At 55.8% G+C, this 25,420-nt stretch carries 21 protein-coding genes; 4 read left to right on the top strand and 17 right to left on the bottom strand.

What is annotated here, in order from left to right; genetic code table 11:
- Window positions 1–4: 4 nt before the first annotated feature.
- The 13 genes from nuoM to lrhA form a co-directional block, all read right to left on the bottom strand.
- Window positions 5–1,534, bottom strand: a complete 1,530-nt coding sequence (gene nuoM / locus IM267_RS10880; protein ID WP_063450385.1) for an NADH-quinone oxidoreductase subunit M — start codon at window positions 1,532–1,534, stop codon at window positions 5–7.
- 76 nt (window positions 1,535–1,610) lie between these two features.
- Window positions 1,611–3,452: an NADH-quinone oxidoreductase subunit L gene (gene nuoL, locus IM267_RS10885; protein WP_193033388.1), complete on the bottom strand. Its 1,842-nt coding sequence runs from the start codon at window positions 3,450–3,452 to the stop codon at window positions 1,611–1,613.
- Window positions 3,449–3,751 (bottom strand): NADH-quinone oxidoreductase subunit NuoK, encoded by a 303-nt coding sequence (gene nuoK / locus IM267_RS10890; RefSeq protein ID WP_003861496.1) that lies wholly within the window; start codon window positions 3,749–3,751, stop codon window positions 3,449–3,451. The genes nuoL and nuoK overlap by 4 nt, the downstream gene beginning before the upstream one ends.
- Window positions 3,748–4,302: an NADH-quinone oxidoreductase subunit J gene (nuoJ, locus tag IM267_RS10895; protein WP_006811379.1), complete on the bottom strand. Its 555-nt coding sequence runs from the start codon at window positions 4,300–4,302 to the stop codon at window positions 3,748–3,750. The genes nuoK and nuoJ overlap by 4 nt, the downstream gene beginning before the upstream one ends.
- Before the next feature lie 10 nt (window positions 4,303–4,312).
- Entirely contained in the window at window positions 4,313–4,855 is a 543-nt protein-coding gene (nuoI, locus tag IM267_RS10900) for an NADH-quinone oxidoreductase subunit NuoI (protein WP_002913152.1), read from the bottom strand.
- 14 nt (window positions 4,856–4,869) lie between these two features.
- Window positions 4,870–5,847: an NADH-quinone oxidoreductase subunit NuoH gene (nuoH, locus tag IM267_RS10905; RefSeq protein ID WP_022648828.1), complete on the bottom strand. Its 978-nt coding sequence runs from the start codon at window positions 5,845–5,847 to the stop codon at window positions 4,870–4,872.
- Window positions 5,844–8,567 carry an NADH-quinone oxidoreductase subunit NuoG gene (nuoG, locus tag IM267_RS10910; RefSeq protein ID WP_063450388.1) on the bottom strand — a complete coding sequence of 908 codons (2,724 nt, stop codon included), beginning with the start codon at window positions 8,565–8,567 and terminating at the stop codon, window positions 5,844–5,846. Before nuoG ends, nuoH begins: the two co-directional genes overlap by 4 nt.
- 55 nt (window positions 8,568–8,622) lie before the next feature.
- Entirely contained in the window at window positions 8,623–9,960 is a 1,338-nt protein-coding gene (nuoF, locus tag IM267_RS10915) for an NADH-quinone oxidoreductase subunit NuoF (protein ID WP_063450389.1), read from the bottom strand.
- Window positions 9,957–10,457: an NADH-quinone oxidoreductase subunit NuoE gene (gene nuoE / locus IM267_RS10920; RefSeq protein WP_006176513.1), complete on the bottom strand. Its 501-nt coding sequence runs from the start codon at window positions 10,455–10,457 to the stop codon at window positions 9,957–9,959. Before nuoE ends, nuoF begins: the two co-directional genes overlap by 4 nt.
- Before the next feature lie 2 nt (window positions 10,458–10,459).
- Entirely contained in the window at window positions 10,460–12,262 is a 1,803-nt protein-coding gene (gene nuoC, locus IM267_RS10925; RefSeq protein ID WP_003861484.1) for an NADH-quinone oxidoreductase subunit C/D, read from the bottom strand.
- 89 nt (window positions 12,263–12,351) lie between these two features.
- A complete protein-coding gene (gene nuoB, locus IM267_RS10930; RefSeq protein ID WP_003861482.1) occupies window positions 12,352–13,026 on the bottom strand; it encodes an NADH-quinone oxidoreductase subunit NuoB in 675 nt (224 codons plus the stop codon).
- A gap of 15 nt (window positions 13,027–13,041) precedes the next feature.
- Complete coding sequence (gene nuoA / locus IM267_RS10935) at window positions 13,042–13,482, bottom strand: NADH-quinone oxidoreductase subunit NuoA (protein WP_003861475.1); 441 nt, start codon at window positions 13,480–13,482, stop codon at window positions 13,042–13,044.
- Between the two features lie 631 nt (window positions 13,483–14,113).
- Window positions 14,114–15,052: a transcriptional regulator LrhA gene (gene lrhA / locus IM267_RS10940; protein ID WP_102750747.1), complete on the bottom strand. Its 939-nt coding sequence runs from the start codon at window positions 15,050–15,052 to the stop codon at window positions 14,114–14,116.
- A 936-nt stretch (window positions 15,053–15,988) separates the two neighbouring features.
- Here lrhA and alaA point away from each other — a divergent pair.
- A complete protein-coding gene (alaA, locus tag IM267_RS10945; protein ID WP_003861471.1) occupies window positions 15,989–17,203 on the top strand; it encodes an alanine transaminase AlaA in 1,215 nt (404 codons plus the stop codon).
- A gap of 116 nt (window positions 17,204–17,319) precedes the next feature.
- Entirely contained in the window at window positions 17,320–17,919 is a 600-nt protein-coding gene (gene yfbR, locus IM267_RS10950; protein WP_063868195.1) for a 5'-deoxynucleotidase, read from the top strand.
- 72 nt (window positions 17,920–17,991) lie between these two features.
- Here the strand turns inward: yfbR and IM267_RS10955 are convergent, their stop codons facing one another.
- The 4 genes from IM267_RS10955 to yfbV form a co-directional block, all read right to left on the bottom strand.
- Complete coding sequence (locus IM267_RS10955; protein ID WP_193033389.1) at window positions 17,992–19,824, bottom strand: SLC13 family permease; 1,833 nt, start codon at window positions 19,822–19,824, stop codon at window positions 17,992–17,994.
- 76 nt (window positions 19,825–19,900) lie between these two features.
- Complete coding sequence (locus IM267_RS10960) at window positions 19,901–20,560, bottom strand: sugar phosphatase (RefSeq protein ID WP_102750749.1); 660 nt, start codon at window positions 20,558–20,560, stop codon at window positions 19,901–19,903.
- 11 nt (window positions 20,561–20,571) lie between these two features.
- Window positions 20,572–21,066, bottom strand: coding sequence for a YfbU family protein (locus IM267_RS10965; RefSeq protein WP_023617380.1), 495 nt, complete (start codon window positions 21,064–21,066; stop codon window positions 20,572–20,574).
- 92 nt (window positions 21,067–21,158) lie between these two features.
- A complete protein-coding gene (yfbV, locus tag IM267_RS10970) occupies window positions 21,159–21,614 on the bottom strand; it encodes a terminus macrodomain insulation protein YfbV (protein ID WP_059312846.1) in 456 nt (151 codons plus the stop codon).
- Between the two features lie 337 nt (window positions 21,615–21,951).
- Between yfbV and ackA the strand changes: the two genes are divergently transcribed.
- Window positions 21,952–23,154: an acetate kinase gene (gene ackA / locus IM267_RS10975; RefSeq protein WP_193033390.1), complete on the top strand. Its 1,203-nt coding sequence runs from the start codon at window positions 21,952–21,954 to the stop codon at window positions 23,152–23,154.
- Between the two features lie 75 nt (window positions 23,155–23,229).
- Window positions 23,230–25,374 (top strand): phosphate acetyltransferase, encoded by a 2,145-nt coding sequence (pta, locus tag IM267_RS10980; RefSeq protein ID WP_193033391.1) that lies wholly within the window; start codon window positions 23,230–23,232, stop codon window positions 25,372–25,374.
- The last annotated feature ends 46 nt before the right edge of the window (window positions 25,375–25,420 follow it).

A 25,420-nucleotide genomic window follows, 5' to 3' on the forward strand; every position in this document is an offset into this window, starting at 1 on the left:
CGAATTACGGCCTTGTAGTAGAAGCAGAATTAACAAACCACTGCTGGATGTTACCCATCGCGCTGTGCGAGGTATCCAGAATCGGCTGCGGATAGAAGCCCAGCAGCACCAGCAGTACGACCAGCAGCAGGATGATGAACAGCTCGCGCAGCGACATCCCCGGCAGTTCTTGTGCAGCAATTTCGCTCTTCGCTTTACCGAAGTATGCGCGGTGCAGCATCGCCAGCGAGTACACGGACGCGAACACCAGACCGAAGGTAGAGATGACGGTAATCATCGGAACCACCTTGAAGCTGCCGAACAGGATCATAAACTCGCCGACGAAGTTACCGGTACCCGGCATACCCAGCGTTGCCACCGCGAAGAACATGGAGAGCGCAGGCAGCCATTTCATTTTGCCCCACAGGCCGCCCATCATGCGCATGTCGCGGGTGTGCAGACGCTCGTAGAGCTGACCGCACAGGATGAAGAGACCGGCCGCGGACAGGCCGTGCGCAATCATCTGGATCACCGCACCCTGGTACGCCAGCTGGCTGCCGGTGTAGATGGCAATCAGCACGAAGCCCATGTGGGAAACGGAGGTGTACGCAATCAGACGTTTGATGTCGTACTGCGTGAAGGCCATCCACGCGCCGTAGAAGATACCGATCACGCCCAGCCACATGGCAATCGGCGCGAACTCTGCGGAGGCGTTCGGGAACAGCGGCAGGGAAAAGCGCAGCAGACCGTAGGCCGCGGTTTTCAGCAAGATACCCGCCAGGTCAACGGAACCCGCCGTTGGCGCCTGTGAGTGCGCGTCCGGCAGCCAGCCGTGCAGCGGTACTACCGGCATTTTCACCGCGAAGGCGATGAAGAAGCCCAGCATCAGCAGGTATTCCACGCCGTGGGACATCGGGGTCTTCAGCAGATCTTCATAGTTGAAGGTCCAGACGCCGGTGGCGTTGTAATGCACAAACACCAGCGCCAGGATGGCAATCAGCATCACCAGACCGCTCGCCTGGGTATAGATGAAGAACTTGGTGGCCGCCGTGATACGCGTTTTACCGTCGGAGGCCTTGTGGCCCCACAGCGCGATCAGGAAGTACATCGGCACCAGCATCATCTCCCAGAAGAAGAAGAACAGGAACATGTCGATGGCCAGGAACACGCCGATTACGCCGCCCAGGATCCACATCAGGTTCAGGTGGAAGAAGCCCTGGTATTTTTCGATTTCTCGCCAGGAACACAGTACCGCCAGAACGCCGAGCAGACCGGTCAGTACCACCATCAGCAGCGACAAACCGTCAATCGCAAGGTGGATCGTGATACCGAAACGGGGGATCCACGGCAGAATGAACTCAGACTGCCACTGCGGAAGGCCCGCAGACTGAGTCAGTGAGTAGCCACCCTGCAACCACAGTTGCAGGCCAAGCGCGAGCGTCAATCCCATGGTGATCAGCGCGATCCAGCGCGGCATCTTCACGCCAAAGCGTTCAGTCTGCCAGCACAGGAAGCCGCCGATGAAGGGAATTAATATTAGCCAGGGTAGTAACATGGCGATTTATATTCCTTTTTAAGGCCCCCAACAGGGGCCTGATTTTCAACGAATTCGAATAAAATTCACTTAACGATCAACGCAACACCATCAGCAGCGCCAGTACAACAACCGCACCGATGCTCATGGACGCCACATACCAGCGCAGATAACCGTTCTCGCTGAACAGCAGGCCTTTACCTGCAAAGCGAGAGAGGATCGCCGGGATATTCATCAGGCTGTTCAGGGGATCGCGCTTCAGCAGCCACGCAATGCCCAGGAACGGCTTCACGAAGATCATGTCGTACAGCCAGTCGAAGCCCCACGCGTTGTACCACCAGCTGCCCAGCAGACGGCCCGGCGCGCTGTTGGCAACGGCGGTCACCAGCGTGCGTTTGCCCAGCCACAGCCATGCGGCAATCAGAATGCCCGCAATTGCGACCACGCCAGAGGTAATTTCAAGCGTCAGAACGCGACCGTGCTCAAGCTCGGTTGTCGCCGGCAGTACGCCCTGCAACGGTGGCACAATCATCGCGCCAACGAAGGTGGAGAGGACCAGCAGCACAATCAGCGGCAGGTGATGGGTAATCCCCTTCCCTGCGTGAGCGTGAATTTGTTCTTTACCGTGGAATACGATGAAAATCATACGGAAGGTGTACAAGGAGGTCATGAACGCACCGACCAGACCCGCAACCATCAGATTGATATGACCATTCGCCATGGCACCCGCAAGGATTTCGTCCTTACTAAAGAAGCCCGCGGTAATCAGCGGCAGTGCCGCCAGCGCCGCGCCGCCCACCAGGAAGCAGACATAGACCAGCGGGATGGACTTACGCAGTCCGCCCATTTTGAAGATGTTCTGCTCGTGGTGGCAGGCCAGGATCACCGAACCGGATGAGAGGAACAGCAGCGCTTTAAAGAACGCGTGCGTCATCAGGTGGAAAATGGCTGCGTCCCACGCCTGAACGCCCAGCGCCAGGAACATGTAACCAATCTGGCTCATGGTGGAGTACGCGAGAACGCGCTTGATGTCGGTCTGCACCAGCGCGGCAAAGCCTGCCAGCACCAGCGTAACCGCACCGACGATACCCACCAGATGCAGAATTTCCGGGGTCATCAGGAACAGGCCATGGGTACGCGCAATCAGGTAGACACCGGCGGTAACCATGGTCGCGGCGTGGATCAGCGCGGAGACAGGGGTTGGACCCGCCATCGCGTCGGCCAGCCATGTCTGCAACGGCAGCTGCGCGGATTTACCCACGGCGCCACCCAGCAGCATCAGCGTTGCCCACCACAGCATGTTGTTGCCTGCTTCGAAGTGCGCCGGCGCCAGTTCCACCATTTCGCGGAAGTTCAGCGTGCCCAGTTCGTTGTAGAGAATGAACAGCGCGAAAGCGAGGAACACGTCACCCACGCGGGTCACGACGAACGCTTTCATGGCCGCTGCGCCATTCTTCGGATCGGTGTAGTAGAAACCGATCAGCAGGTAAGAGCACAGGCCCACGCCTTCCCAGCCCAGATACATCAGCAGCAGGTTATCGGCCAGCACCAGAACGACCATGCTGGCGATAAACAGGTTGGTGTAGGCGAAGAAGCGGGAGTATCCCTCTTCACCGCGCATATACCAGGAGGCGAACATGTGGATCAGGAAGCCTACGCCGGTGACCACGGAGAGCATGGTCAGAGACAGACCATCCAGCACCAGGTTAAAACCGATGTTGAAGTTACCGACCGACATCCAGTTCCACAGCGGTACGCTGTAGGCCTGACGCCCGTTGTTAAAGAAGTCGATACCCGCATACGCTGTGACCAGCGCCGACAGGCCGATAGCGCCAATGCCCACGGTCGCGGACAGATTCTCAGACCAGCGGCCGCGAGAAAATGACAGCAGCACGAAGCCAATCAGCGGAAAAATAATGGTTAAGGCAAGCATGTTCATCCACGCAACTCACTTACTGAATCGATGTTCAGGTTCTGGCGGCGACGATGGAGCTGTAGCAACAGCGCCAGGCCAATACTCGCTTCAGCAGCCGCGAGGCTGATGGCGAGAATGTACATCACCTGACCATCGGTCTGGCCCCAGTAGCTGCCGGCGACCACGAAGGCCAGCGCGGAAGCGTTAATCATGATTTCCAGACCGATCAGCATAAACAGCAGATTGCGGCGGATAACCAGACCGGTTAAGCCCAGAACGAATAAAATCGCAGCGAGGATCAGTCCATGTGTTAAGGGGATCATGCGCGTTCCTCCGTTTTTCTTTTCGCGCGGTCGTCAGTGCGGTTGCTCAGCACCTCGCCAGCACGCTCTTCGCGGCCAACGTGGAAGGCCACAACCAGACCCGCCAGCAGCAGCATTGAGGCCAGCTCAACCGCCAGAACGTACGGACCAAACAGGGTGATACCCACGGCTTTCGCGCTGATTGGCGTCCCGTCGATCCCCTGGTCGTTGACGCCCAGAATGGCGTAAACAATGACCGCCAGCATAATGGCCGACAAAATTGCCGGGCCGATCCACACCTGCGGTTTCAACCACTGACGTTCCTGCTCAATTTCAGAGCCGCCCAGGTTCAGCATCATCACTACGAACACGAACAGCACCATGATGGCCCCGGCGTAGACGATGATTTCCAGCGCACCGGCGAAGTGCGCGCCCAGCGCAAAGAACACCCCGGAAATGGCCAGCAGCGAAATGATCAAGTACAGCAGCGCATGCACCGGATTGGTGTGCGTGATCACTCGCAGCGTAGCCAGGATGGCGATAAGGCCACAGATATAAAAAGCGAATTCCATTGCCCTCTCCTTACGGTAACAGGCTCTTGACGTCGATAGGCTTAGCTTCGTTCTCTGCTTCGCCTTTATCTTTGCCGTCGATTGCCATACCCGCCATCCGGTAGAAGTTATATTCCGGGTATTTGCCCGGACCGGAAATCAGCAGATCCTCTTTCTCGTACACCAGATCCTGACGCTTGTACTCACCCAGCTCGAAGTCCGGAGTCAGCTGAATCGCCGTGGTTGGGCACGCTTCTTCACACAGACCGCAGAAAATGCAGCGTGAGAAGTTGATGCGGAAGAATTCCGGATACCAGCGGCCGTCTACCGTCTCCGCTTTTTGCAGAGAGATACAGCCCACCGGACACGCTACCGCACACAGGTTGCATGCAACGCAGCGCTCGGCACCGTCCGGGTCGCGCGTCAGCACGATACGGCCACGGTAGCGCGGCGGCAGATATACCGGCTCTTCCGGGTACATCCGGGTTTCGCGTTTAGCAAACGCGTGCAGGCCGATCATCCAGATACTGCGTACCTGGGTGCCGAAACCTACCAATAATTCTTTTAAGGTCATGATCTCAAAGCCCCTTATGGCTGCTGCCAGAGAATGACAGCCGCCGTTACCAACAAGTTGACGAGCGTCAGCGGCAGGCACACTTTCCAGCCGAAGGACATTACCTGGTCATAACGCGGACGCGGTAAGGACGCACGAATCAAAATGAACATCATCATGAAGAACGCGGTTTTCAGCGCGAACCAGATGAACGGCGGTAAGAACGGGCCATGCCAGCCACCAAAGAACAGCGTTACCATCAACGCGGAAATGGTGACGATACCGATGTACTCGCCCACGAAGAACAGACCGAACTTCATGCCGGAATATTCAATGTGGTAACCGTCGGCCAGTTCCTGTTCGGCTTCTGGCTGGTCAAACGGGTGACGGTGACACACCGCCACGCCCGCGATAGCAAAGGTCACAAAACCAAAGAACTGCGGGATAACGTTCCAGATGTCGGCCTGGTTGTTGACGATGTCGGTCATGTTGAATGAACCGGCCTGCGCCACCACGCCCATCAGGGAGAGCCCCAGGAACACTTCGTAGCTCAGCGTCTGCGCGGAAGCACGCATCGCGCCCAGCAGCGAGTATTTGTTGTTACTGGACCAGCCTGCAAACAGCACCGCGTAAACCGCGAGGCCTGCCATCATCAGGAAGAACAGAATGCCGATGTTCAGGTCAGCGACAACCCAGGTCGGGCTGACGGGAACAATAGCAAACGCCAGCAGCAGCGAGGTGAAGGCGATCATCGGTGCCAGCGTAAAGATCACGCGGTCCGAGAAGCGCGGAACCCAGTCCTCTTTGAAGAACATCTTGATCATGTCAGCCACCAGCTGGAGTGAACCACCCCAGCCCACGCGGTTCGGTCCGTAACGGTTCTGGAACAGACCAAGAAGACGACGTTCACCAAAGCTCATGAACGCGCCGCAGGTGACGACCACCAGCAGAATCACAACCGCTTTCAGAATGCTCAGCAGGATATCGATAAGATCCGGCGTTAACCAACTCATGCTTTTGCCTCCTGAAGGTTATCAAGATGCGCACCCGCCAGAACCGGCGCGATGCCAGGCATCCCCATCGGCAGACCCACCTGCCCTGCTGACAGACGTTCAGAAATAATCAGCGGCAGGCTGATGGTCTGGCCGTCGTAGCTAAAGGCAATGTTCGCACCCGCATTCACGCCAAGCTTCGCGGCATCCGCCGGGTTGAGCTTGATGTACGGCTGCGGCATACGCTGCTGGAATACCGGAGAACGCTGGGACATTTCGTCGCTACCGAACAGGTGGTAGTACGGCGCAATACGCCACTGACCTTCCTGAGCCTGGAAGCTCGCCGGAACGGTAGTGAAGAAGTCCAGACCGGTTTCGGAGGCTTCAATCAGACGTACGCCCGGATCGCCGTGGCGCAGGTGACCGCCCACTTCAGCCTGGAACTTGTTCCATGCCTGCGGGGAGTTCCAGCCCGGTGCCCATGCAAACGGGATTTGCGAACGCGGCGCAGACGGCTGGTTGTTCCCTTCCATCGAGAAGGCAAACATGGTGTCTTTATCCTGCGGCTGGCGCGGTTCGTGCACGCTGATGTTGGCGCGCATCGCGGTACGACCGCTGTAGCGGTGCGGTTCACGCGCCAGTTTCTGACCGCGAATGCGGAAGCTTGCGTCAGGCGCGGCGTCTTTAATGCCCGCCAGCTGAGGCAGTTTCTCAACAACCGCGTCGATAACGTGGTCGAGCTGCGTCCAGTCCACTTCTCGGCTCTGCACGGTGCTGTGCAGGGAGTGCAGCCAGCGCCAGCTTTCCAGCATCACGGTGTTGCTGTCGTAGTACGCCGGGTCATAAACCTGGAAGAAACGCTGTGCGCGGCCTTCGTTATTGATAACCGTACCGTCACTTTCTGCAAAACTTGCCGCAGAGAGTACCAGGTGCGCTTTGTCCATGATCGCGGTGCGCTGATGGTCAATGACCATGACCAGCGGCGCTTTGGAGAGCGCTGCGTCAACGCGTGCGGCAGACGCGTGGCGATGCAGGTCATTTTCCAGCACCACAACGGCGTCAGCGGCACCGGATTCCAGTTCGCTTAACGCTTCTTCCAGCGAGCCGCCGCCAATCATGCCCAGACCGATGCTGTTTACCGCACGGGCAATCATGGTCACACCGACGTCAGCGCCGCGGCCTTTCAGGGCTTTAGCAACGTTCGCGGCGGCCTGAATGATTTCAGCGCTTCCGGCGTTGGTACCGGAGATGATCAGCGGTTTTTTCGCACCTGCGAGGGCCTGAACAATCACGTCGACCTTGTTTTGCAGGTCGCGATCCAGTTCAACGGCCGGAGAGTTGCTGTCCAGCGCGTGGGCAATGGCAAAGCCCAGTCGCGCCTGGTCTTCAACCGGCGCGCAGTAGGTCCACGCGGCAATATCGTCCAGACGGGTGTTGTCGACGTTAGTCACAAACAGAGGATGTTTAGCGCGCTGGCCGATGTTCAGAATCGCCGCAATCTGCCAGTCAGCCACTTTCTGCGCCGCTGCCATTTCACGTGCTTTACCCTTCACCGCCTGACGAACCGCCAGAGCCGCGCGGGCGCCGGTCTGCGTCAGGTCTTCACCCAGCACCAGAACCGCATCATAGGATTCGATTTCGCGCAGCGCTGGCGTATGAACGCCGCCTTCACGCAGCACCTTCAGCACCAGCTGGAGACGTTCCTGCTCGCCCTGAGCGATACCGGTATAGAAGTTTTCCGCACCCACCAGCTCGCGCAGCGCAAAGTTGCTTTCGATGCTGGCGCGCGGGGAGCCGATGCCGATCACTTTCTTCGACTGGCGCAGAATATCTGCCGCGCCCTGCATCGCCTGCTCGGCGTTGAGGGTGATGACGTCGTCGCCACGGCGCTGAACCGGCTGACGCGGACGGTCTTTCAGGTTCACGTAGCCATAGCCGAAACGACCGCGGTCGCAGAGGAAGTAGTGGTTAACGGTACCGTTGTAACGGTTTTCGATACGACGCAGTTCGCCGTAACGCTCGCCCGGGCTGGTGTTACAGCCGAGGGAACACTGCTGGCAGATGCTTGGCGCAAACTGCATGTCCCATTTACGGTTGTAGCGCTCGGAGTGGGTTTTATCCGTGAATACGCCGGTCGGACAGATTTCTACCAGGTTACCGGAGAATTCGCTCTCGAGCGTACCGTCTTCCGGACGACCGAAGTAGACGTTGTCGTGCGCGCCATACACGCCCAGATCCTGACCGTCTGCATAGTCTTTGTAGTAACGCACGCAGCGGTAGCAGGCGATGCAGCGGTTCATTTCGTGCGAGATGAACGGCCCCAGATCCTGGTTACGGTGGGTACGCTTGGTAAAGCGATAGCGACGGAAGCTGTGACCGGTCATGACGGTCATATCCTGAAGGTGGCAGTTACCGCCCTCTTCACAAACCGGACAGTCGTGCGGGTGGTTGGTCATCAGCCACTCCACCACGCTTTCACGGAACTGTTTGGCTTCTTCGTCATCAATCGAAATAAAGGTGCCTTCGGCGGCTGGCGTCATACAGGACATCACCAGGCGACCACGCGTGTCTTCCGCGTTTTGATATTGCTTCACCGCACACTGGCGGCAAGCACCGACGCTGCCCAGCGCCGGATGCCAGCAAAAGTACGGAATATCGAGGCCAAGAGACAGACAAGCTTCCAGCAGGTTGTCCGCCCCGTTGACTTCGTATTCTTTGCCGTCTACATGAATCGTAGCCATTAGCATGCTTCCAGTTGGCTCAGTCGAAACCGAGCGTTAATCAAAATTCTTGTCGTTACCAGCGCGCTTTCAGCAGGTTCGGCTGAATACCATTTATCGAATGGGTATTGCTGAACGGCTGCTTGATGCCTGCTTCGAATTCGTCGCGGAAATATTTAATCGCGCTTTGCAGTGGCTCGACGGCACCCGGTGCGTGGGCGCAGAAGGTTTTACCTGGCCCCAGGAATCGACACAGTTGCTCAAGTGTCTCGATATCGCCCGGCTGACCTTCGCCACGCTCGATAGCACGCAGGATCTTCACGCTCCACGGCAGACCGTCACGGCACGGTGTACACCAGCCGCAGGACTCACGGGCGAAGAACTCTTCCAGGTTACGCACCAGCGAGACCATGCCGATCTCGTGGTCGACGGCCATCGCCAGCGCCGTACCCAGACGGCTGCCCGCTTTACCAATGCTTTCGAACTCCATTGGCAGATCAAGGTGGGCTTCGGTCAGGAAGTCCGTCCCCGCCCCGCCCGGCTGCCAGGCTTTGAATTTCAGGCCATCGCGCATGCCGCCTGCGTAGTCTTCAAGAATTTCGCGTGCGGTGGTGCCAAACGGCAGTTCCCAGACGCCAGGGTTCTTCACGCGCCCGGAGAAGCCCATCAGCTTGGTACCCGCATCTTTGCTTGAGGAGATGCCCTGATACCACTCCACGCCGTTCGCGAGGATAGCCGGGACGTTACACAGGGTTTCGACGTTGTTGACGCAGGTCGGTTTACCCCATACGCCGGAGCTTGCCGGGAACGGTGGCTTGGAACGCGGGTTCGCACGGCGACCCTCCAGGGAGTTAATCAGCGCGGTTTCTTCCCCGCAGATATAACGCCCGGCACCGGTGTGCACGAACAGCTCGAAGTCAAACCCGGTGCCCAGGATATTTTTACCCAGAAGGCCGGCTTCGGTGGCTTCGGCAATGGCGCGACGCAGGTTTTCAGCCGCTTCGATGTACTCACCGCGCAGGAAGATGTAGCCACGGTACGCTTTCAGCGCAAACGCGGAGATCAGCATGCCTTCCACCAGCAGGTGCGGCAGCTGCTCCATCAGCAGACGGTCTTTATAGGTGCCCGGCTCCATTTCATCGGCGTTACACAGCAGGTAACGGATGTTCATGGATTCATCTTTTGGCATCAGGCTCCACTTCAGACCGGTGGAAAAGCCCGCACCGCCGCGCCCTTTCAGGCCAGCGTCTTTTACAGCGTTTACGATCTCATCCGGCGCCATGCCGCCAAGGGCCTTACGCGCGCCGGCGTAGCCGTTTTTGCTCTGATATTCATCGAGCCATACCGGCTGTTTGTCATCGCGCAGACGCCAGGTCAGCGGATGCGTCTCAGCAGTACGAATTACAGTTTTCATTTGTACTGCTCCAGCAGGTCAGGAATCGCTTCCGGCGTCAGATGGCTGTGAGTGTCCTCATCAATCATCATGGTCGGCCCCTTGTCGCAGTTACCCAGGCAGCAGGTTGGCAGCAGAGTAAAGCGTCCATCGAACGTGGTCTGGCCCGGCTTGATATTGAGCTTTTTCTCAATCGCAGCCTGAATGCCCTGATAGCCGGTAATGTGGCAGACGACGCTGTCACAGTAGCGGATCACATGGCGGCCTACCGGCTGACGGAAGATCTGGCTGTAGAACGTGGCTACGCCCTCTACGTCACTTGCCGGAATGCCCAGCACTTTTGCGATCTCGTAGATCGCCCCATCCGGCACCCAACCACGCTGTTTCTGTACGATTTTCAGCGCTTCAATGGACGCCGCACGCGGGTCTTCGTAGTGGTGCATCTCGTGCTCAATGGCGGCACGCTCTGCTTCACTCAGCTCAAAAGCCTCGGTTTGTGGTTGTTGATTCTCGTGCATAATTAGCGGTCCACATCTGACATAACAAAATCGATACTACCCAGATACACAATCAGGTCGGAGACCAGACTGCCGCGAATGGCGGCCGGGATCTGCTGCAAGTGCGCGAAGCTTGGCGTACGCACGCGGGTACGGTAGCTCATGGTGCTGCCGTCACTGGTGAGGTAGTAGCTGTTGATACCCTTGGTCGCTTCAATCATCTGGAAGGATTCTTGTGCCGGCATGACCGGGCCCCAGGAAACTTGCAGGAAGTGGGTGATTAGGGTTTCGATATGTTGCAGCGTGCGCTCTTTCGGTGGCGGCGTCGTCAGCGGGTGATCCGCCTTGAACGGGCCTTCCGGCATGTTGTTGAGGCACTGCTCAAGAATGCGCAGGCTCTGGCGCAGCTCTTCCACTTTCAGCATCACGCGGGTGTAGCAGTCGGAAACGCCGCCGCCCACCGGGACTTCAAAGTCGAAGTTCTCGTAGCCAGAGTAAGGACGGGCTTTACGCACGTCGAAGTCAATACCGGTCGCGCGCAGGCCTGCACCTGTGGTCCCCCACTCCAGCGCTTCTTTCGCGCCGTAGGCCGCAACGCCCTGGGAACGGCCCTTCAGGATGGAGTTACGCAGCGCGGCTTTCTCGTAAGACGCCAGACGTTTCGGCATCCAGTCGAGGAATTCACGCAGCAGTCGGTCCCAGCCGCGCGGCAGATCGTGCGCCACACCGCCGATACGGAACCAGGCCGGGTGCATACGGAAGCCGGTAATCGCTTCAACCAGATCGTAGATTTTCTGACGATCGGTAAAGGCGAAGAAGACCGGAGTCATCGCGCCGACGTCCTGAATGAACGTGGAGATGTACAGCAGGTGGCTGTTAATACGGAACAGTTCAGACAGCATCACGCGAATCACGTTAACGCGATCCGGGACGGTGATACCTGCCAGTTTCTCAACGGCCAGCACGTAAGGCATTTCGTTTACGCAGCCGCCGAGGTATTCGATACGGTCGGTATACGGAATGTAGCTGTGCCAGGACTGACGCTCGCCCATCTTCTCAGCACCACGGTGGTGGTAGCCGATGTCAGGGACGCAGTCGACAATCTCTTCGCCGTCAAGCTGAAGAATTATACGGAACGCACCGTGCGCAGACGGGTGGTTCGGACCGAGGTTGAGGAACATGAAGTCCTCGTTTTCGGTACCGCGCTTCATGCCCCAGTCTTCCGGCTTGAAGGTCAGCGCTTCCATCTCCAGATCCTGCTTGGCTTTGGTCAGCTCAAACGGGTCAAATTCGGTGGCACGTGCCGGATAGTCTTTACGCAGCGGGTGGCCGGTCCAGGTCTGCGGCATCATGATGCGCGTCAGGTGCGGGTGGCCGTCGAAGGTCATGCCGAACATTTCCCAGGTTTCACGCTCGTACCAGTTAGCGTTAGGGAAAAGTTTGGTGATCGTCGGCAGATGCATGTCGTTTTCAGACAATGCCACCTTGAGCATGATATCCGTGTTGCGGTCTATTGATATCAGGTGGTAGAAAACGGAAAAATCCGCAGCAGGGAGGCCCTGGCGGTGCGTTCTCAGACGTTCGTCCATGCCGTGTAAGTCAAACAGCATGACGTAAGGTTTTGGCAATTTCTTGAGGAAATCGACAACTTCCAGTAATTGCTCACGCTTCACCCAAACAACGGGTACCCCGGTGCGGGTGGCCTGAACAGTAAAGGCATCCGGCCCAAAACGGTTGCGCAGTTCGCCAATGACGGGGTCATCGAGATGATCCCGGGTCTGCCAGGCAGCTTCTTGCGCGGTTAAGTCGGTCATATTGTTCACCATTGCAAATGGTCCGTGGTGACTGTTAAGCCTGGCTTCGCGCTATTTGAGTAGTGATATGCGAAGGTGTTCTCCAGGCCCACAGGCGCAAATTAAATTTCGTCAGGCGTACGCAGGTTGGTGACGGCAATACGTTCACCACGTTTACGCTCGCGCTCGGACTGCATGTTCGCGCGATAGACACCCTGATCGCCAACAACCCATGAGAGTGGGCGGCGTTCTTTACCGATTGACTCCTGGAGCAGCATCAGCGCCTGCATGTAGGCCTCTGGACGCGGCGGGCAGCCCGGGATGTAAACGTCCACCGGAATGAACTTATCAACGCCCTGCACAACGGAATAAATGTCGTACATACCGCCGGAGTTTGCACATGCACCCATGGAGATAACCCATTTTGGCTCCAGCATCTGGTCATAAAGACGCTGAATAACCGGTGCCATTTTGGTAAAGCAGGTCCCGGCCACCACCATCAGGTCAGCCTGACGTGGAGAAGCACGCAGTACCTCGGCCCCAAAACGCGCAACGTCATGCACCGCAGTGAATGACGTCACCATTTCAACGTAGCAGCAAGAAAGGCCAAAGTTGTAGGGCCAGATGGAGTTCTTACGACCCCAGTTGACCATATCGTGCATGGCATGCTCAAGCTTGCCCATGTACACGCTTTTGTTGACTTCTTGCTCCAGGGGGTCAGTTACGATCTCCTGTTTTTGCAGGGGGTAACGGTCATTCTCACCGTTAGGATCTATGCGGGTGAGCGTATAATCCATCTTATTGCCTCGCTGTTACTGCTGACGATTAGAGATACTGTTTTCCGGATTGATGTGTTCACGGCGTGAACGCACAGGTGTCCAGTCCAGCGCGCCAATACGCACCAGATAAACCAGACCGGCCAGTAACACTAAAATGAAAATTGCGGCCTCGACAAAGCCCACCCAACCACTTTCGCGAATGGAAGTAGACCACGCGAAGAGATAAAGCGCTTCCACGTCAAAAATGACGAAGAACATGGCTACCAGGTAGAACTTGGCAGACAGGCGTAAGCGAGCGGTACCTACGGAATCAATACCTGATTCGAAAGGTGTGTTTTTGTGCCTTGCGCGGGCGCGACCGCCCAGGAACCAGCCGCCGACTAACATCAGGCAGCACAGGCCAATGGCTACAATAAGAAAGATTGCGAATGCCCAGTGATGAGCGATGACTTCTGTGGATGTTGACATACTCATTGCTTACTCATCAAAAGTGATACCGACGACACTGCTCTTGCTGGCAGATGGGCATCACATCGATTCATGGGGAGGAACAAAATAACCTTACACTAACTGTCAGAAATGAGACATAGACAGCAAAATGATGGGGTTTTTTACTCCTATCTATAACCTTTTGTCAACTTTAACAAAGGTTTCTTCACATTAAATTACATCGAGCGATTCTCATTAACATTTGGTGCCCTTTAACCCTGGTGGCCAGGTGACTTTACGTCAAATGCATCTTGTTGAATCGTGTCCGTTTTGGAAGTAAAAAAAATAACCCTCCTATTTTGACAGGATTTGCCAACGATTCCTCCCCCTAAATAGGAGTATTTTCTTGATCTGAGACACGCTTTTGTTAATTCAATCAAAAAAACAGCAACATATTTCCTGTTTTTTTAACATCGGCAGGGTATGAGGGAAGATAGAACAGCTATTGTTCACATATTAATCAAAAGCATTTTTCTTATTGATAATTAAGCGCTATTTCACTTATCCACACGCCTCCTGCGGTTATGAATAGCAAAAAAAACCACTCGCATGAAAAAATCATGCGAGTGGCTCTTTTTTACACTTACATTTTGTTACGAGAATTTTGAGGAAACGATCACTCAAAATCCCCTTCCACGATCAGCGAGTCATCCCCTCCTTCAGGAGTAGCATGCGCGTACTGCCATGGATTGTGGTAGTTTTGCATTGCTTCGAATACCACCTTTGCCAGCTCGTTGTTGCTGCCGGCGTTATGGCACAGCATGTACTCCGTATCCGGCAGCGAGGGAAGCCCCTCTGATTTGCCCAGCACGCGCAGGTCGGGGCTCATCATCTCAACCGGACGGGCCGTTACGCCAAGCCCGGCCTTCACCGCCGCTCGCACTGCGGGCAACGTGGACGCCACGTACGCCAGACGCCAGGGGATACTGGCCTCGTTGAGCGCAGCCAGCACCATATCGCGGAACGGACTGGGATCGTCCAGCAGAACCAGGGGTATTGGCTCACCTTGTTGCAATACGTACTCCGCGGCACAGTACCAGTGCGTAGGAGAAGTACGCAGCGTCAGGCAGTCAAACTGGCCGGGTCGATGCGTGGTGACCACCAGGTCAACCTCGTTCTCTTTCAGCATCTCAACCATGAAGGCGTTGCGTTTAACGCTAACGTCCAGGGCAAGCTTCGGATAAACCGAGCTAATTCGATTGAGAAGGAAAGGTAAAATGGTATCTGCTGATTCATCTGACGCCCCTAATGTTAACACTCCCTGAAGGTTGCTAAACATTAATGACATACAGGCTTCATCATTAAAGCGCAGTATCTTCCTGGCATAACCCAGAAGCTGAATACCATGTTCTGTTAAAAGCTTATTACGTCCATGGCGCGCAAAAAGCTCTTTACCAACCAGTTGTTCCAGTCGCTGCATTTGCTGACTTACGGCGGACTGGGTACGGCATACTGCGGCAGCAGCTGCTGCAAAAGTGTTGAGATCGGCGACCGCAACAAACGTTCTCAGCAGATCGAGGTCGAGATTCATTATCGGACGATTTGCATTTATCATATCTTTTCACTTTCAGGTTGCTCGTGCGGAGCTGCCCGGGTTGAAGCTGTGTGTAACGGTTAAGCAATTCCTTCTGAAGTGTTTCCCTCGCATCCCGGCCCGGCAGACTGCCTGACAGATAGTTATTGTACTGTGGTATATCAACAGTCAGAAATCACGTTTCATGACGTTATTTTTATTCTCTTGCGTTCAGGTTATTTCGTTGTGTGCAGGTAGATGTAAATTCCATAAAGAGTAAGACATGTTTTCTGCCATCTATATCGCAGCGTTGCCAACGTCGCAAGATGTGACTTACCCAATCGGCCAGAGATAACTTTAACAATAACAATCGATTAATACAGGAAAGCAGAATCCGATATACGTAACAGGCCTATCGCTCTGCTGCATTCCCGAAACACATCTTAACCCAAATCCACTATATTTATAAGTCTTATTGCACTAATACGGATTTAACGCCAATGATAAGCAACTACACTCTTTTTATTAAAATTAACGAAAGTTGCATTTTCGTCGTTAATAATAAATAAAGTTTAATTTAGATTCAGGCCAATCATTAATAACCCTTAACATTAATTTCACATGGGTAACTTTTAACCTGGCTTTGCTAATATGGCAATCTGTATCTGAGCATTCAGGTTTTACGAATGGTCACTCAGAGGGACTACTGCCTCAGCCCGGATCGTCTTTTTATTTACCTCAGAATAATATTAATACTTATATGCTATTTTCAGCACAAAAAACCCAGCAATAAGCGTAATCACGGTGATTTCAGGCACAAAATCACTCCGTCATTAGATTAAGCGATCACAGCGGCACTGCCCGACTGGACAAAATCTTCTTCTGTGCGCCCTTCAAAACGAGGCGCGGTGGGAGTACATTGTTCCGTGCTGCTTCCACGGCAGGAAGTTGCAATAATAGCGAAAAGGTTAAAGGTTCATGTCCCCTATCGAAAAATCCAGCAAGCTCGACAACGTCTGTTACGACATCCGTGGCCCGGTACTCAAAGAGGCAAAACGCCTTGAAGAGGAAGGCAATAAGGTTCTGAAACTCAACATCGGCAACCCCGCGCCATTTGGTTTTGAAGCGCCGGATGAGATCCTGGTGGATGTGATCCGTAACCTGCCAACGGCACAAGGCTATTGTGATTCAAAAGGCCTTTACTCCGCCCGTAAAGCCATTATGCAGCACTACCAGGCTCGCGGAATGCGCGACGTCACCGTTGAAGATATCTACATTGGCAACGGCGTCTCGGAACTGATCGTTCAGGCGATGCAGGCGCTGCTGAACAGCGGTGACGAAATGCTGGTTCCCGCGCCGGACTATCCGCTGTGGACCGCTGCCGTATCGCTCTCCAGCGGTAAAGCGGTACATTATCTTTGCGACGAATCCTCTGACTGGTTCCCGGATCTGGACGACATTCGCGCGAAAATTACGCCACGCACGCGGGGTATTGTGATCATCAACCCGAACAACCCGACGGGCGCGGTCTATTCAAAAGAGCTGCTGATGGAGATCGTCGAGATCGCCCGCCAGCACAACCTGATCATCTTTGCTGATGAAATCTACGACAAGATCCTGTACGACGCGGCGCAGCACCACTCTATCGCCGCGCTGGCGCCCGACCTGCTGACCGTCACCTTTAACGGCCTGTCTAAAACCTACCGCGTGGCCGGTTTCCGTCAGGGCTGGATGGTGCTGAACGGTCCGAAAAAACATGCGAAAGGCTACATTGAAGGGCTGGAGATGCTGGCATCCATGCGTCTGTGCGCCAACGTACCGGCACAGCATGCGATCCAGACGGCGCTCGGTGGCTATCAAAGCATCAGCGAGTTCATCGTCCCGGGCGGCCGTCTGTATGAACAGCGCAACCGCGCATGGGAATTGATTAACGACATCCCGGGTGTTTCCTGCGTAAAGCCTAACGGCGCGCTGTATATGTTCCCGAAAATCGACGCGAAGCGCTTTAATATTCACGACGACCAGAAAATGGTGCTCGACTTCCTGTTGCAGGAAAAAGTGCTGCTGGTTCAGGGTACGGCGTTTAACTGGCCGTGGCCGGATCACGTGCGTATCGTGACCCTGCCGCGCGAAGACGATCTTGAGATGGCCATCAGCCGCTTCGGGCGCTTCCTCTCCGGGTATCATCAGTAACTGGCCTTTCTGCCGGGTGGCGCTGCGCCTGCCCGGCCTGCACCATCCGCAAATTTGCATCTTCCCTCCCCTCCCCGCACAATGAAGTCTGTCGCAGTGAAGACATAAGGTAACCTATGAGTCAGAGTCATTTTTTTGCCCACCTCTCCCGCCTGAAACTCATCAACCGCTGGCCGCTGATGCGCAACGTACGCACTGAAAACGTGTCAGAGCACAGTTTGCAGGTTGCCATGGTCGCGCACGCGCTGGCCGCGATTAAAAATCGCAAATTCAACGGACAGGTGAATGCCGAGCGTATCGCCCTGCTGGCGATGTACCACGACGCCTCGGAAGTGCTGACCGGGGATCTGCCCACGCCGGTAAAATACTTCAATTCGCAGATTGCGCAGGAATATAAGGCCATCGAGAAGATTGCCCAGCAGAAACTGATCGACATGGTGCCCGAAGAGCTGCGCGATATCTTCGAGCCGCTGATCGACGAGCATCAGTACACGGATGAGGAAAAATCCCTGGTCAAGCAGGCCGATGCGCTGTGCGCCTACCTGAAATGTCTGGAAGAGCTGTCCGCCGGGAATAACGAATTCCTGCTGGCGAAATCGCGCCTGGAGAAAACGCTGGCATCCCGCCGCAGCGAGGAGATGGACTACTTTATGCGCGTGTTTGTGCCAAGCTTCCATCTGTCGCTGGATGAGATCAGTCAGGATTCGCCGCTGTAATTTATTGCCCAGCGGCGCTGCGCTTGCAGGGCCTACGGCCGGGTAAGGCGTAGCCGCCACCCGGCGATGTTCTCAGAACGGGAATAACACCGGAATCAGCACCACGCATACCAGCATCACCAGCACGGTGAACGGCACGCCAATCTTCACGAAGTCGCTGAACTTATAGTTCCCCGGCCCCAGCACCAGCGTATTGACCGGAGAAGAGACCGGCGTCATAAACGCCGCGGACGCCGCCATCGCCACCATCATCGCAAACGGATACGGCGAAACGCCCATGGATTTCGCCATGGCCAGCGCAATGGGCGCCATCAGCACCGCCGTGGCGGTATTGGAGATGAACAAACCAATGGTGGCACACATGACGAACAGGCAAATCATCATCAGGTACGGGCCATACCCCCCGCCCGCATCCATCAAGCCTTTAACGATCAGATCGACCCCGCCGGTTTTCTGAAGCGCCAGGGCAAACGGCATCATCCCGACAATAAGAATAATGCTCGGCCAGTGAATCGCCTTGTAAGCGCTTTCGGCGTCGATACAGCGGAATTTGCCCATCAGCAGACAGGCAATTATCGCCGCCACCGGGTTAGGGATCTCGTCGGTCAGCATCAGCGCGACCATCAGCACCAGACAAAAAATCGCGTGCGGCGCCTGGCTGTGCGCCGGGGATGCATCGCTCTCTTCAATCGGCATATTCAGCACCACAAAGTCGCGGCCTTTCTGCCCGAGCTGGCTAATCAGCTTCCAGTTGCCGACCACGAGGAAAATATCACCCAGCAGGATCGGCTCGTCCACGACTGCCCCTTCAAGGGCCACGCCATCGCGCTTCAGGCCCACCACGTTCAGCCCGTAGCGGGTACGAAAGCCGATTTCGCGCACGGTTTTGCCCAATAATTCTGATTCCGGAATCAGGGAGACCTCGGCCATCCCCACATCCAGCGCCTGGTCGGAGAAATACTCGCCGCGCAGCACCATCGGCTCCAGCAGCTGCTCGCTACAGAACTCTCGCAGATCCACGTCCGCCGTGGACATATCGATCAGCAGGACGTCACGCGCGCGGAACTCTGATACCCCGTTCACGTTAACGATCACCCGACGAAAACGACGCCAGCGCTCAACCCCGATGACGTTCGCGCCGTATCGTTCGCGTAGCTTGAGGTCATCCAGCCGCTGCCCCACCATCGGCGACCCCGGGCGGATGGCCAGACGCCGGGCGCGCCCGGTCAGACGGTACTCTTTAATCAGATCGCGGAAAGAGCGCCGCTTCCAGCCCTCTTTGGCTATGTCCTGCTTCTCCCCTTTCAGCGCGAAACGGGTCAGTAGCATATAGATAATGCCCATCACCAGCACCACCAGGCCGATCGGCGTGACGCTGAAAAAGCTAAACCCCTCAAGCCCCTCACGGATCAGCTCGCTGTTCACGACGAGGTTCGGCGGCGTCGCGACCAGCGTCATCATGCCGCTGATGAGCCCGGCGAAGCTTAACGGCATCATCAGCCGCGACGGAGAGATCTGCATTCTCATGCAGACGCTCAGCACCACCGGAATAAAGATGGCCACGACCCCCGTTGAGCTCATAAACGCGCCCAGCCCGGCAACCGTCAGCATCAGGTAAATCAGCATTTTGGTTTCGCTGCTGCCCGCCACCTTAACCAGCCACGACCCCATCATCGTCGCCACGCCGGTGCGGACCAGCCCGTCGCCGATGATAAACAGGGCGGCAATCAAAATGACGTTGGGGTCGCTAAACCCGGAAAAGGCTTCCGGCAGGGAAAGCGTACCGCTCAGAACAAACGCAACAATCACAAACAGGGCGACGGCATCCATGCGCACCTTGCCCGTGGCAAACAGAATGATGGCGATTAACAGCAGGCTCAGGACCCAAATCAGTTCACCGTTCACAACATGTCCTTGTCAGTGGAGGAGAAGCCATTCTGCCATAAAAAAAGCCCCGGTAATGCGGGGCTAAATCATGGGATTACATTTTTAGCGAGACGGTTACGATCCCGTCAGAGGCCTTCGAGACGTCGATGGCGGTCAGGGTGTTAATCACAAAATCCGCCTCCTCCAGCCGGGGGGAACCCGCCGGTACGTTAACGGCAATGACGTGGCTCCCGGCATTCAGACCGGCCAGAACGCCTGCCGCCGCGTCTTCCACCACCACGCACTCCGCAGGGGCAAGGCCCAGCAGTTCAGCGCCGAGCAGAAACGCATCCGGTTCAGGCTTGCCGCGCTTCACGCGCTCAGCGGTAATGAACACGTCCGGCGTCGGTAAACCGGCCGCCTTATGACGGGCATGCGCGACGGGAATCGAGCCGGAGGTGACGATAGCCCACGGGATCTGCGCTTCATTCAGGTGCTCAAGCAGTTCGCGCGCACCGGGCAGCGCGGTAATGCCGTCGGTGTCGGTGGCTTCAATCTGCTCCAGATAGCTGAACTCCGCCTGGATTTCTTCCTCAGAACCTCCCGCCAGGAAGTGCCGCAATGACGTAATGGCCTGTTTGCCATGGATAAAATTCAGTACGTCCTGATGGTCGATGCCGTGCCGGTCGGCCCAGTGGCACCACGAGCGTTCCACCACCGGCAGCGAATCCACCAGCGTACCGTCCAGATCAAACAGAAAACCTTTACACTGCACACGCACCTCCGTCAGGCATTAATGATTTGTTGAATTTCGTTGCTGCTTAAATGGTACTGACGCGGACAGGCGTGCCACGCGCTCAGCATACGTTGATATTTATCCCACATGGGAGTCTGGGCGTTGAAGCCGTGCGTACCCGCATCAAAATGGGTGTAGCGCCCTTCGGTATTCACCATAAAGCGCACATAGCTCAGATAGCGCGCTTCCGTCGCGGCATCAAAGCCCAGGAACGTCACGCGGCGCTCGTCAATGGATTGCCGATCTTTCAGGTTAGTCCAGGACACATGCAGCGCGTGGTACATCTCCATTATGTCGATAACGATACGGCAGGTTTCTTCTTTCAGCTCGCCAAATTCGCGATCCAGTTCGCGCATTTGCAAGCCAAAGCCACGTTCGACAATGGTTTGCAGGCGGCTGTAGCGCGCAGCGTTATCGGGATCAAGCATAGTCATCATCTTGTACTGGTTAGACAAAATCAGACGTTGAGCATGGGTCATTTCCATCTTTCGACTCCTGTAGCGCATTGCACTGTAAAAAAAAGACACGGTAACTGACTGTTACTGTGCCTTCTTTTGATCGTCGTTTCGATGATCAATCACAAGTCATCGAGGAATGTTTTATCAAGCTGTTTAAACGCGCGCTTTAACGTGTCCGCCAGCGCCTGATAGTCCGGCTTGCCTTCAACCGGGGCGAGCGCCTGCCCGGCCTCCTCCAGTTTTCCACGCACTTCATAAAACCAGTGTAAAATAGAAGGCGGAAGTGGCGTGACGGAACGTTTACCTAACCACCACAACCCCTGCATCGGCAGGCTTAACGCAAAGAGCGCCGTCGCGACGGCAGGCCCAAGCTGTCCACCTAATGCTATCTGCCAGCACAGGGTAAAGACGGCAACAGGAGGCATAAAGCGGATCGCATAGCGCGTGGCGCGGATGGTACGGTTCTCAATAAACATCGGTGCCAGGCGCTTTTCCATCGGCCACGTCTTAGCGTAATGCTGTCCCCGACGAAACAGACTAAAAAAATTTACGGACGGGATTTCGGGTGTCGACATGGCTGTACCTCAACTTCACATATAAAAATTAAAATTTTCGTGCAAAACCACAACAGGCTATGACAACGTTCAAAATATTTTGTCATCGCTACCCCGTATCGGGTATCCTGTGCCAGCCTGATAGGGCCGTAGACGAGAAGCGTTAACTCGTCAAATTATCGCATATTATGCCATTGTCTGAAAAATGTTCAAAATGGCTTAAAATCATAGGTATTTCTTCCATCCTGCCAGAATGTTCGTTTGGCATGATGTTAATCATAAACGTCTGGGTCAGCTTGCGTTACGCTTTTAGGCTCATTGACGTTTTTTTAGCCACGTATCAATTATAGGTACTTCCATGTCGAGTAAGTTAGTACTGGTTCTGAACTGCGGTAGCTCTTCACTGAAATTCGCCATCATCGATGCGCTCAACGGTGACGAGTACCTCTCTGGTTTGGCCGAATGTTTCCATCTGCCTGAAGCACGTATCAAGTGGAAGATGGACGGCAGCAAACAAGAAGCGGCTTTAGGTGCAGGCGCCGCTCACAGTGAAGCGCTGAACTTTATCGTTAACACTATTCTGGCACAAAAACCAGAACTGTCTGCTCAGCTGACTGCGATTGGTCACCGTATCGTCCACGGCGGCGAAAAATACACCAGTTCCGTGGTGATTGACGACTCTGTGATCCAGGGCATCAAAGACTCTGCGTCTTTCGCACCGCTGCATAACCCGGCTCACCTGATCGGTATCTCTGAAGCACTGAAATCCTTCCCGAATCTGAAAGACAAAAACGTGGCCGTGTTTGACACCGCGTTCCATCAGACCATGCCGGAAGAGTCTTACCTCTATGCCCTGCCGTACAGCCTGTATAAAGAGCACGGCGTACGTCGTTACGGCGCACACGGCACCAGCCACTTCTATGTGACTCAGGAAGCCGCAAAAGTACTGAACAAGCCGGTTGACGAAGTCAACATCATCACCTGCCACCTGGGCAACGGTGGTTCTGTTTCTGCTATCCGCAACGGCAAGTGTGTTGACACCTCTATGGGTCTGACCCCGCTGGAAGGTCTGGTGATGGGTACCCGTTCCGGTGATATCGACCCGGCGATCATCTTCCACCTGCACGACACCCTGGGCATGAGCGTTGACGACATCAACAAAATGCTGACCAAAGAGTCTGGCCTGCTGGGTCTGACCGAAGTCACCAGCGACTGCCGTTACGTTGAAGACAACTACGACAGCAAAGAAGACGCTAAGCGTGCAATGGACGTTTACTGCCACCGTCTGGCGAAGTACATCGGTTCTTACACCGCACTGATGGACGGTCGTCTGGATGCGGTTATCTTCACCGGCGGCATCGGTGAGAACGCGGCAATGGTACGTGAGCTGTCCCTGGGCAAACTGGGCGTACTGGGCTTCGAAGTCGATCACGAGCGTAACCTGGCTGCCCGTTTCGGCAAGTCTGGCTTCATCAACAAAGAAGGCACCCGCCCGGCTATCGTTATCCCAACTAACGAAGAGCTGGTCATCGCGCAAGACGCGTGCCGCCTGACTGCCTGATTCCACACCGCCAGCAATGCTGGCGGTGCTGTTTTGTAGCCCGCCCAACGCGGCGGTAACGAAAGAGGATAAACCGTGTCCCGTACTATTATGCTGATCCCTACCGGAACCAGCGTCGGCCTGACCAGCGTCAGCCTCGGCGTGATCCGCGCTATGGAACGCAAAGGCGTTCGTCTGAGCGTCTTTAAGCCTATCGCCCAGCCTCGTGCCGGTGGCGATGCGCCAGACCAGACCACCACCATCGTGCGTAAGAATTCCAATCTTCCTGCGGCTGAACCGCTGAAGATGAGCCACGTTGAGTCTCTGCTCTCCAGCAACCAGAAAGACGTGCTGATGGAAGAGATCATCGCCAACTACCACGCTAACGCGCAGGACGCGGAAGTGGTGCTGGTTGAAGGCCTGGTCCCGACCCGTAAACACCAGTTTGCCCAGTCCCTGAACTTTGAAATCGCGAAAACACTGAACGCAGAGATCGTTTTCGTGATGTCCCAGGGTACGGATACCCCAGAGCAGCTGAAAGAGCGTATCGAACTGACGCGCAGCAGCTTCGGCGGTGCGAAAAACACTAGCATCACCGGCGTGATCGTTAACAAACTGAACGCACCGGTTGATGAACAGGGCCGTACGCGTCCTGACCTGTCCGAAATCTTCGACGACTCATCCAAAGCGAAAGTTATCAAGGTTGACCCGGCTAAGCTGCAAGATTCCAGCCCACTGCCTGTTCTGGGCGCGGTGCCATGGAGCTTCGATCTGATTGCCACCCGTGCAATCGATATGGCGCGTCACCTGAACGCTACCGTGATCAACGAAGGCGATATCAACACCCGCCGCGTGAAGTCCGTGACCTTCTGTGCGCGCAGCATTCCGCACATGCTGGAGCACTTCCGCGCAGGTTCCCTGCTGGTGACCTCCGCAGACCGTCCGGACGTGCTGGTTGCTGCCTGCCTGGCGGCGATGAACGGCGTGGAAATCGGTGCAATTCTGCTGACCGGCGGCTACGAAATGGACGCGCGTATCAGCAAGCTGTGCGAACGTGCGTTCGCGACCGGCCTGCCGGTCTTCATGGTGAACACCAACACCTGGCAGACCTCCCTGAGCCTGCAAAGCTTCAACCTGGAAGTGCCGGTTGATGACCACGAACGTATCGAGAAGGTTCAGGAATACGTTGCGGGTTACATCGACGCAGACTGGATTGAATCCCTGACCGCGACCTCCGAGCGCAGCCGCCGTCTGTCTCCTCCAGCCTTCCGCTACCAGCTGACCGAGCTGGCGCGTAAAGCGGGCAAACGCGTGGTTCTGCCAGAAGGCGACGAACCACGTACCGTTAAAGCGGCGGCCATCTGTGCTGAGCGCGGTATCGCGACCTGTGTGCTGCTGGGTAATCCGGATGAGATCAACCGCGTTGCGGCGTCTCAGGGCGTTGAGCTGGGCGCTGGCATCGAAATCGTTGATCCTGACGTGGTCCGCGAAAGCTATGTTGCCCGTCTGGTTGAGCTGCGTAAGAACAAAGGCATGACCGAAGCCGTTGCGCGCGAGCAGCTGGAAGACAACGTGGTGCTGGGCACGCTGATGCTGGAGCAGGACGAAGTTGACGGTCTGGTTTCCGGTGCGGTTCACACCACCGCGAACACCATCCGCCCACCGTTGCAGCTGATCAAAACCGCACCGGGCAGCTCTCTGGTTTCCTCCGTGTTCTTCATGCTGCTGCCTGAACAGGTTTACGTTTACGGCGACTGCGCGATCAACCCGGATCCAACCGCAGAGCAGCTGGCAGAAATCGCTATCCAGTCTGCTGACTCCGCGACTGCCTTCGGTATTGAACCGCGCGTAGCGATGCTCTCCTACTCCACCGGCACCTCTGGTGCAGGCAGCGACGTAGAGAAAGTCCGTGAAGCAACCCGCATTGCGCAGGAAAAACGTCCCGATCTGATGATCGACGGCCCGCTCCAGTACGATGCTGCCGTCATGGCTGACGTGGCGAAATCTAAAGCGCCAAACTCGCCGGTTGCAGGTCGCGCTACCGTGTTCATCTTCCCGGATCTGAACACCGGTAACACCACCTATAAAGCGGTACAGCGTTCAGCAGACCTGATCTCCATCGGGCCAATGCTGCAAGGCATGCGCAAACCTGTGAACGACCTGTCCCGTGGTGCGCTGGTTGACGATATCGTCTACACCATCGCGCTGACGGCGATCCAGTCTTCGCAGCAGCAGCAGTAATGTTAAAAAGCCCGGTGGCGCTAGCGCTTACCGGGCCTATGGTTTT

Origin of the sequence: Enterobacter cloacae complex sp. P15RS (assembly GCF_014895905.1) — a bacterium.
GTDB lineage: Bacteria > Pseudomonadota > Gammaproteobacteria > Enterobacterales > Enterobacteriaceae > Enterobacter > Enterobacter quasihormaechei.

Coding starts and splice junctions, on each gene's coding strand:
- nuoM (WP_063450385.1), bottom strand. CDS start 1,534: ATGTTACTACCCTGGCTAATATTAATTCCCTTCATCGGCGGCTTCCTG.
- nuoL (WP_193033388.1), bottom strand. CDS start 3,452: ATGAACATGCTTGCCTTAACCATTATTTTTCCGCTGATTGGCTTCGTG.
- nuoK (WP_003861496.1), bottom strand. CDS start 3,751: ATGATCCCCTTAACACATGGACTGATCCTCGCTGCGATTTTATTCGTT.
- nuoJ (WP_006811379.1), bottom strand. CDS start 4,302: ATGGAATTCGCTTTTTATATCTGTGGCCTTATCGCCATCCTGGCTACG.
- nuoI (WP_002913152.1), bottom strand. CDS start 4,855: ATGACCTTAAAAGAATTATTGGTAGGTTTCGGCACCCAGGTACGCAGT.
- nuoH (WP_022648828.1), bottom strand. CDS start 5,847: ATGAGTTGGTTAACGCCGGATCTTATCGATATCCTGCTGAGCATTCTG.
- nuoG (WP_063450388.1), bottom strand. CDS start 8,567: ATGGCTACGATTCATGTAGACGGCAAAGAATACGAAGTCAACGGGGCG.
- nuoF (WP_063450389.1), bottom strand. CDS start 9,960: ATGAAAACTGTAATTCGTACTGCTGAGACGCATCCGCTGACCTGGCGT.
- nuoE (WP_006176513.1), bottom strand. CDS start 10,457: ATGCACGAGAATCAACAACCACAAACCGAGGCTTTTGAGCTGAGTGAA.
- nuoC (WP_003861484.1), bottom strand. CDS start 12,262: ATGGTGAACAATATGACCGACTTAACCGCGCAAGAAGCTGCCTGGCAG.
- nuoB (WP_003861482.1), bottom strand. CDS start 13,026: ATGGATTATACGCTCACCCGCATAGATCCTAACGGTGAGAATGACCGT.
- nuoA (WP_003861475.1), bottom strand. CDS start 13,482: ATGAGTATGTCAACATCCACAGAAGTCATCGCTCATCACTGGGCATTC.
- lrhA (WP_102750747.1), bottom strand. CDS start 15,052: ATGATAAATGCAAATCGTCCGATAATGAATCTCGACCTCGATCTGCTG.
- alaA (WP_003861471.1), top strand. CDS start 15,989: ATGTCCCCTATCGAAAAATCCAGCAAGCTCGACAACGTCTGTTACGAC.
- yfbR (WP_063868195.1), top strand. CDS start 17,320: ATGAGTCAGAGTCATTTTTTTGCCCACCTCTCCCGCCTGAAACTCATC.
- IM267_RS10965 (WP_023617380.1), bottom strand. CDS start 21,066: ATGGAAATGACCCATGCTCAACGTCTGATTTTGTCTAACCAGTACAAG.
- yfbV (WP_059312846.1), bottom strand. CDS start 21,614: ATGTCGACACCCGAAATCCCGTCCGTAAATTTTTTTAGTCTGTTTCGT.
- ackA (WP_193033390.1), top strand. CDS start 21,952: ATGTCGAGTAAGTTAGTACTGGTTCTGAACTGCGGTAGCTCTTCACTG.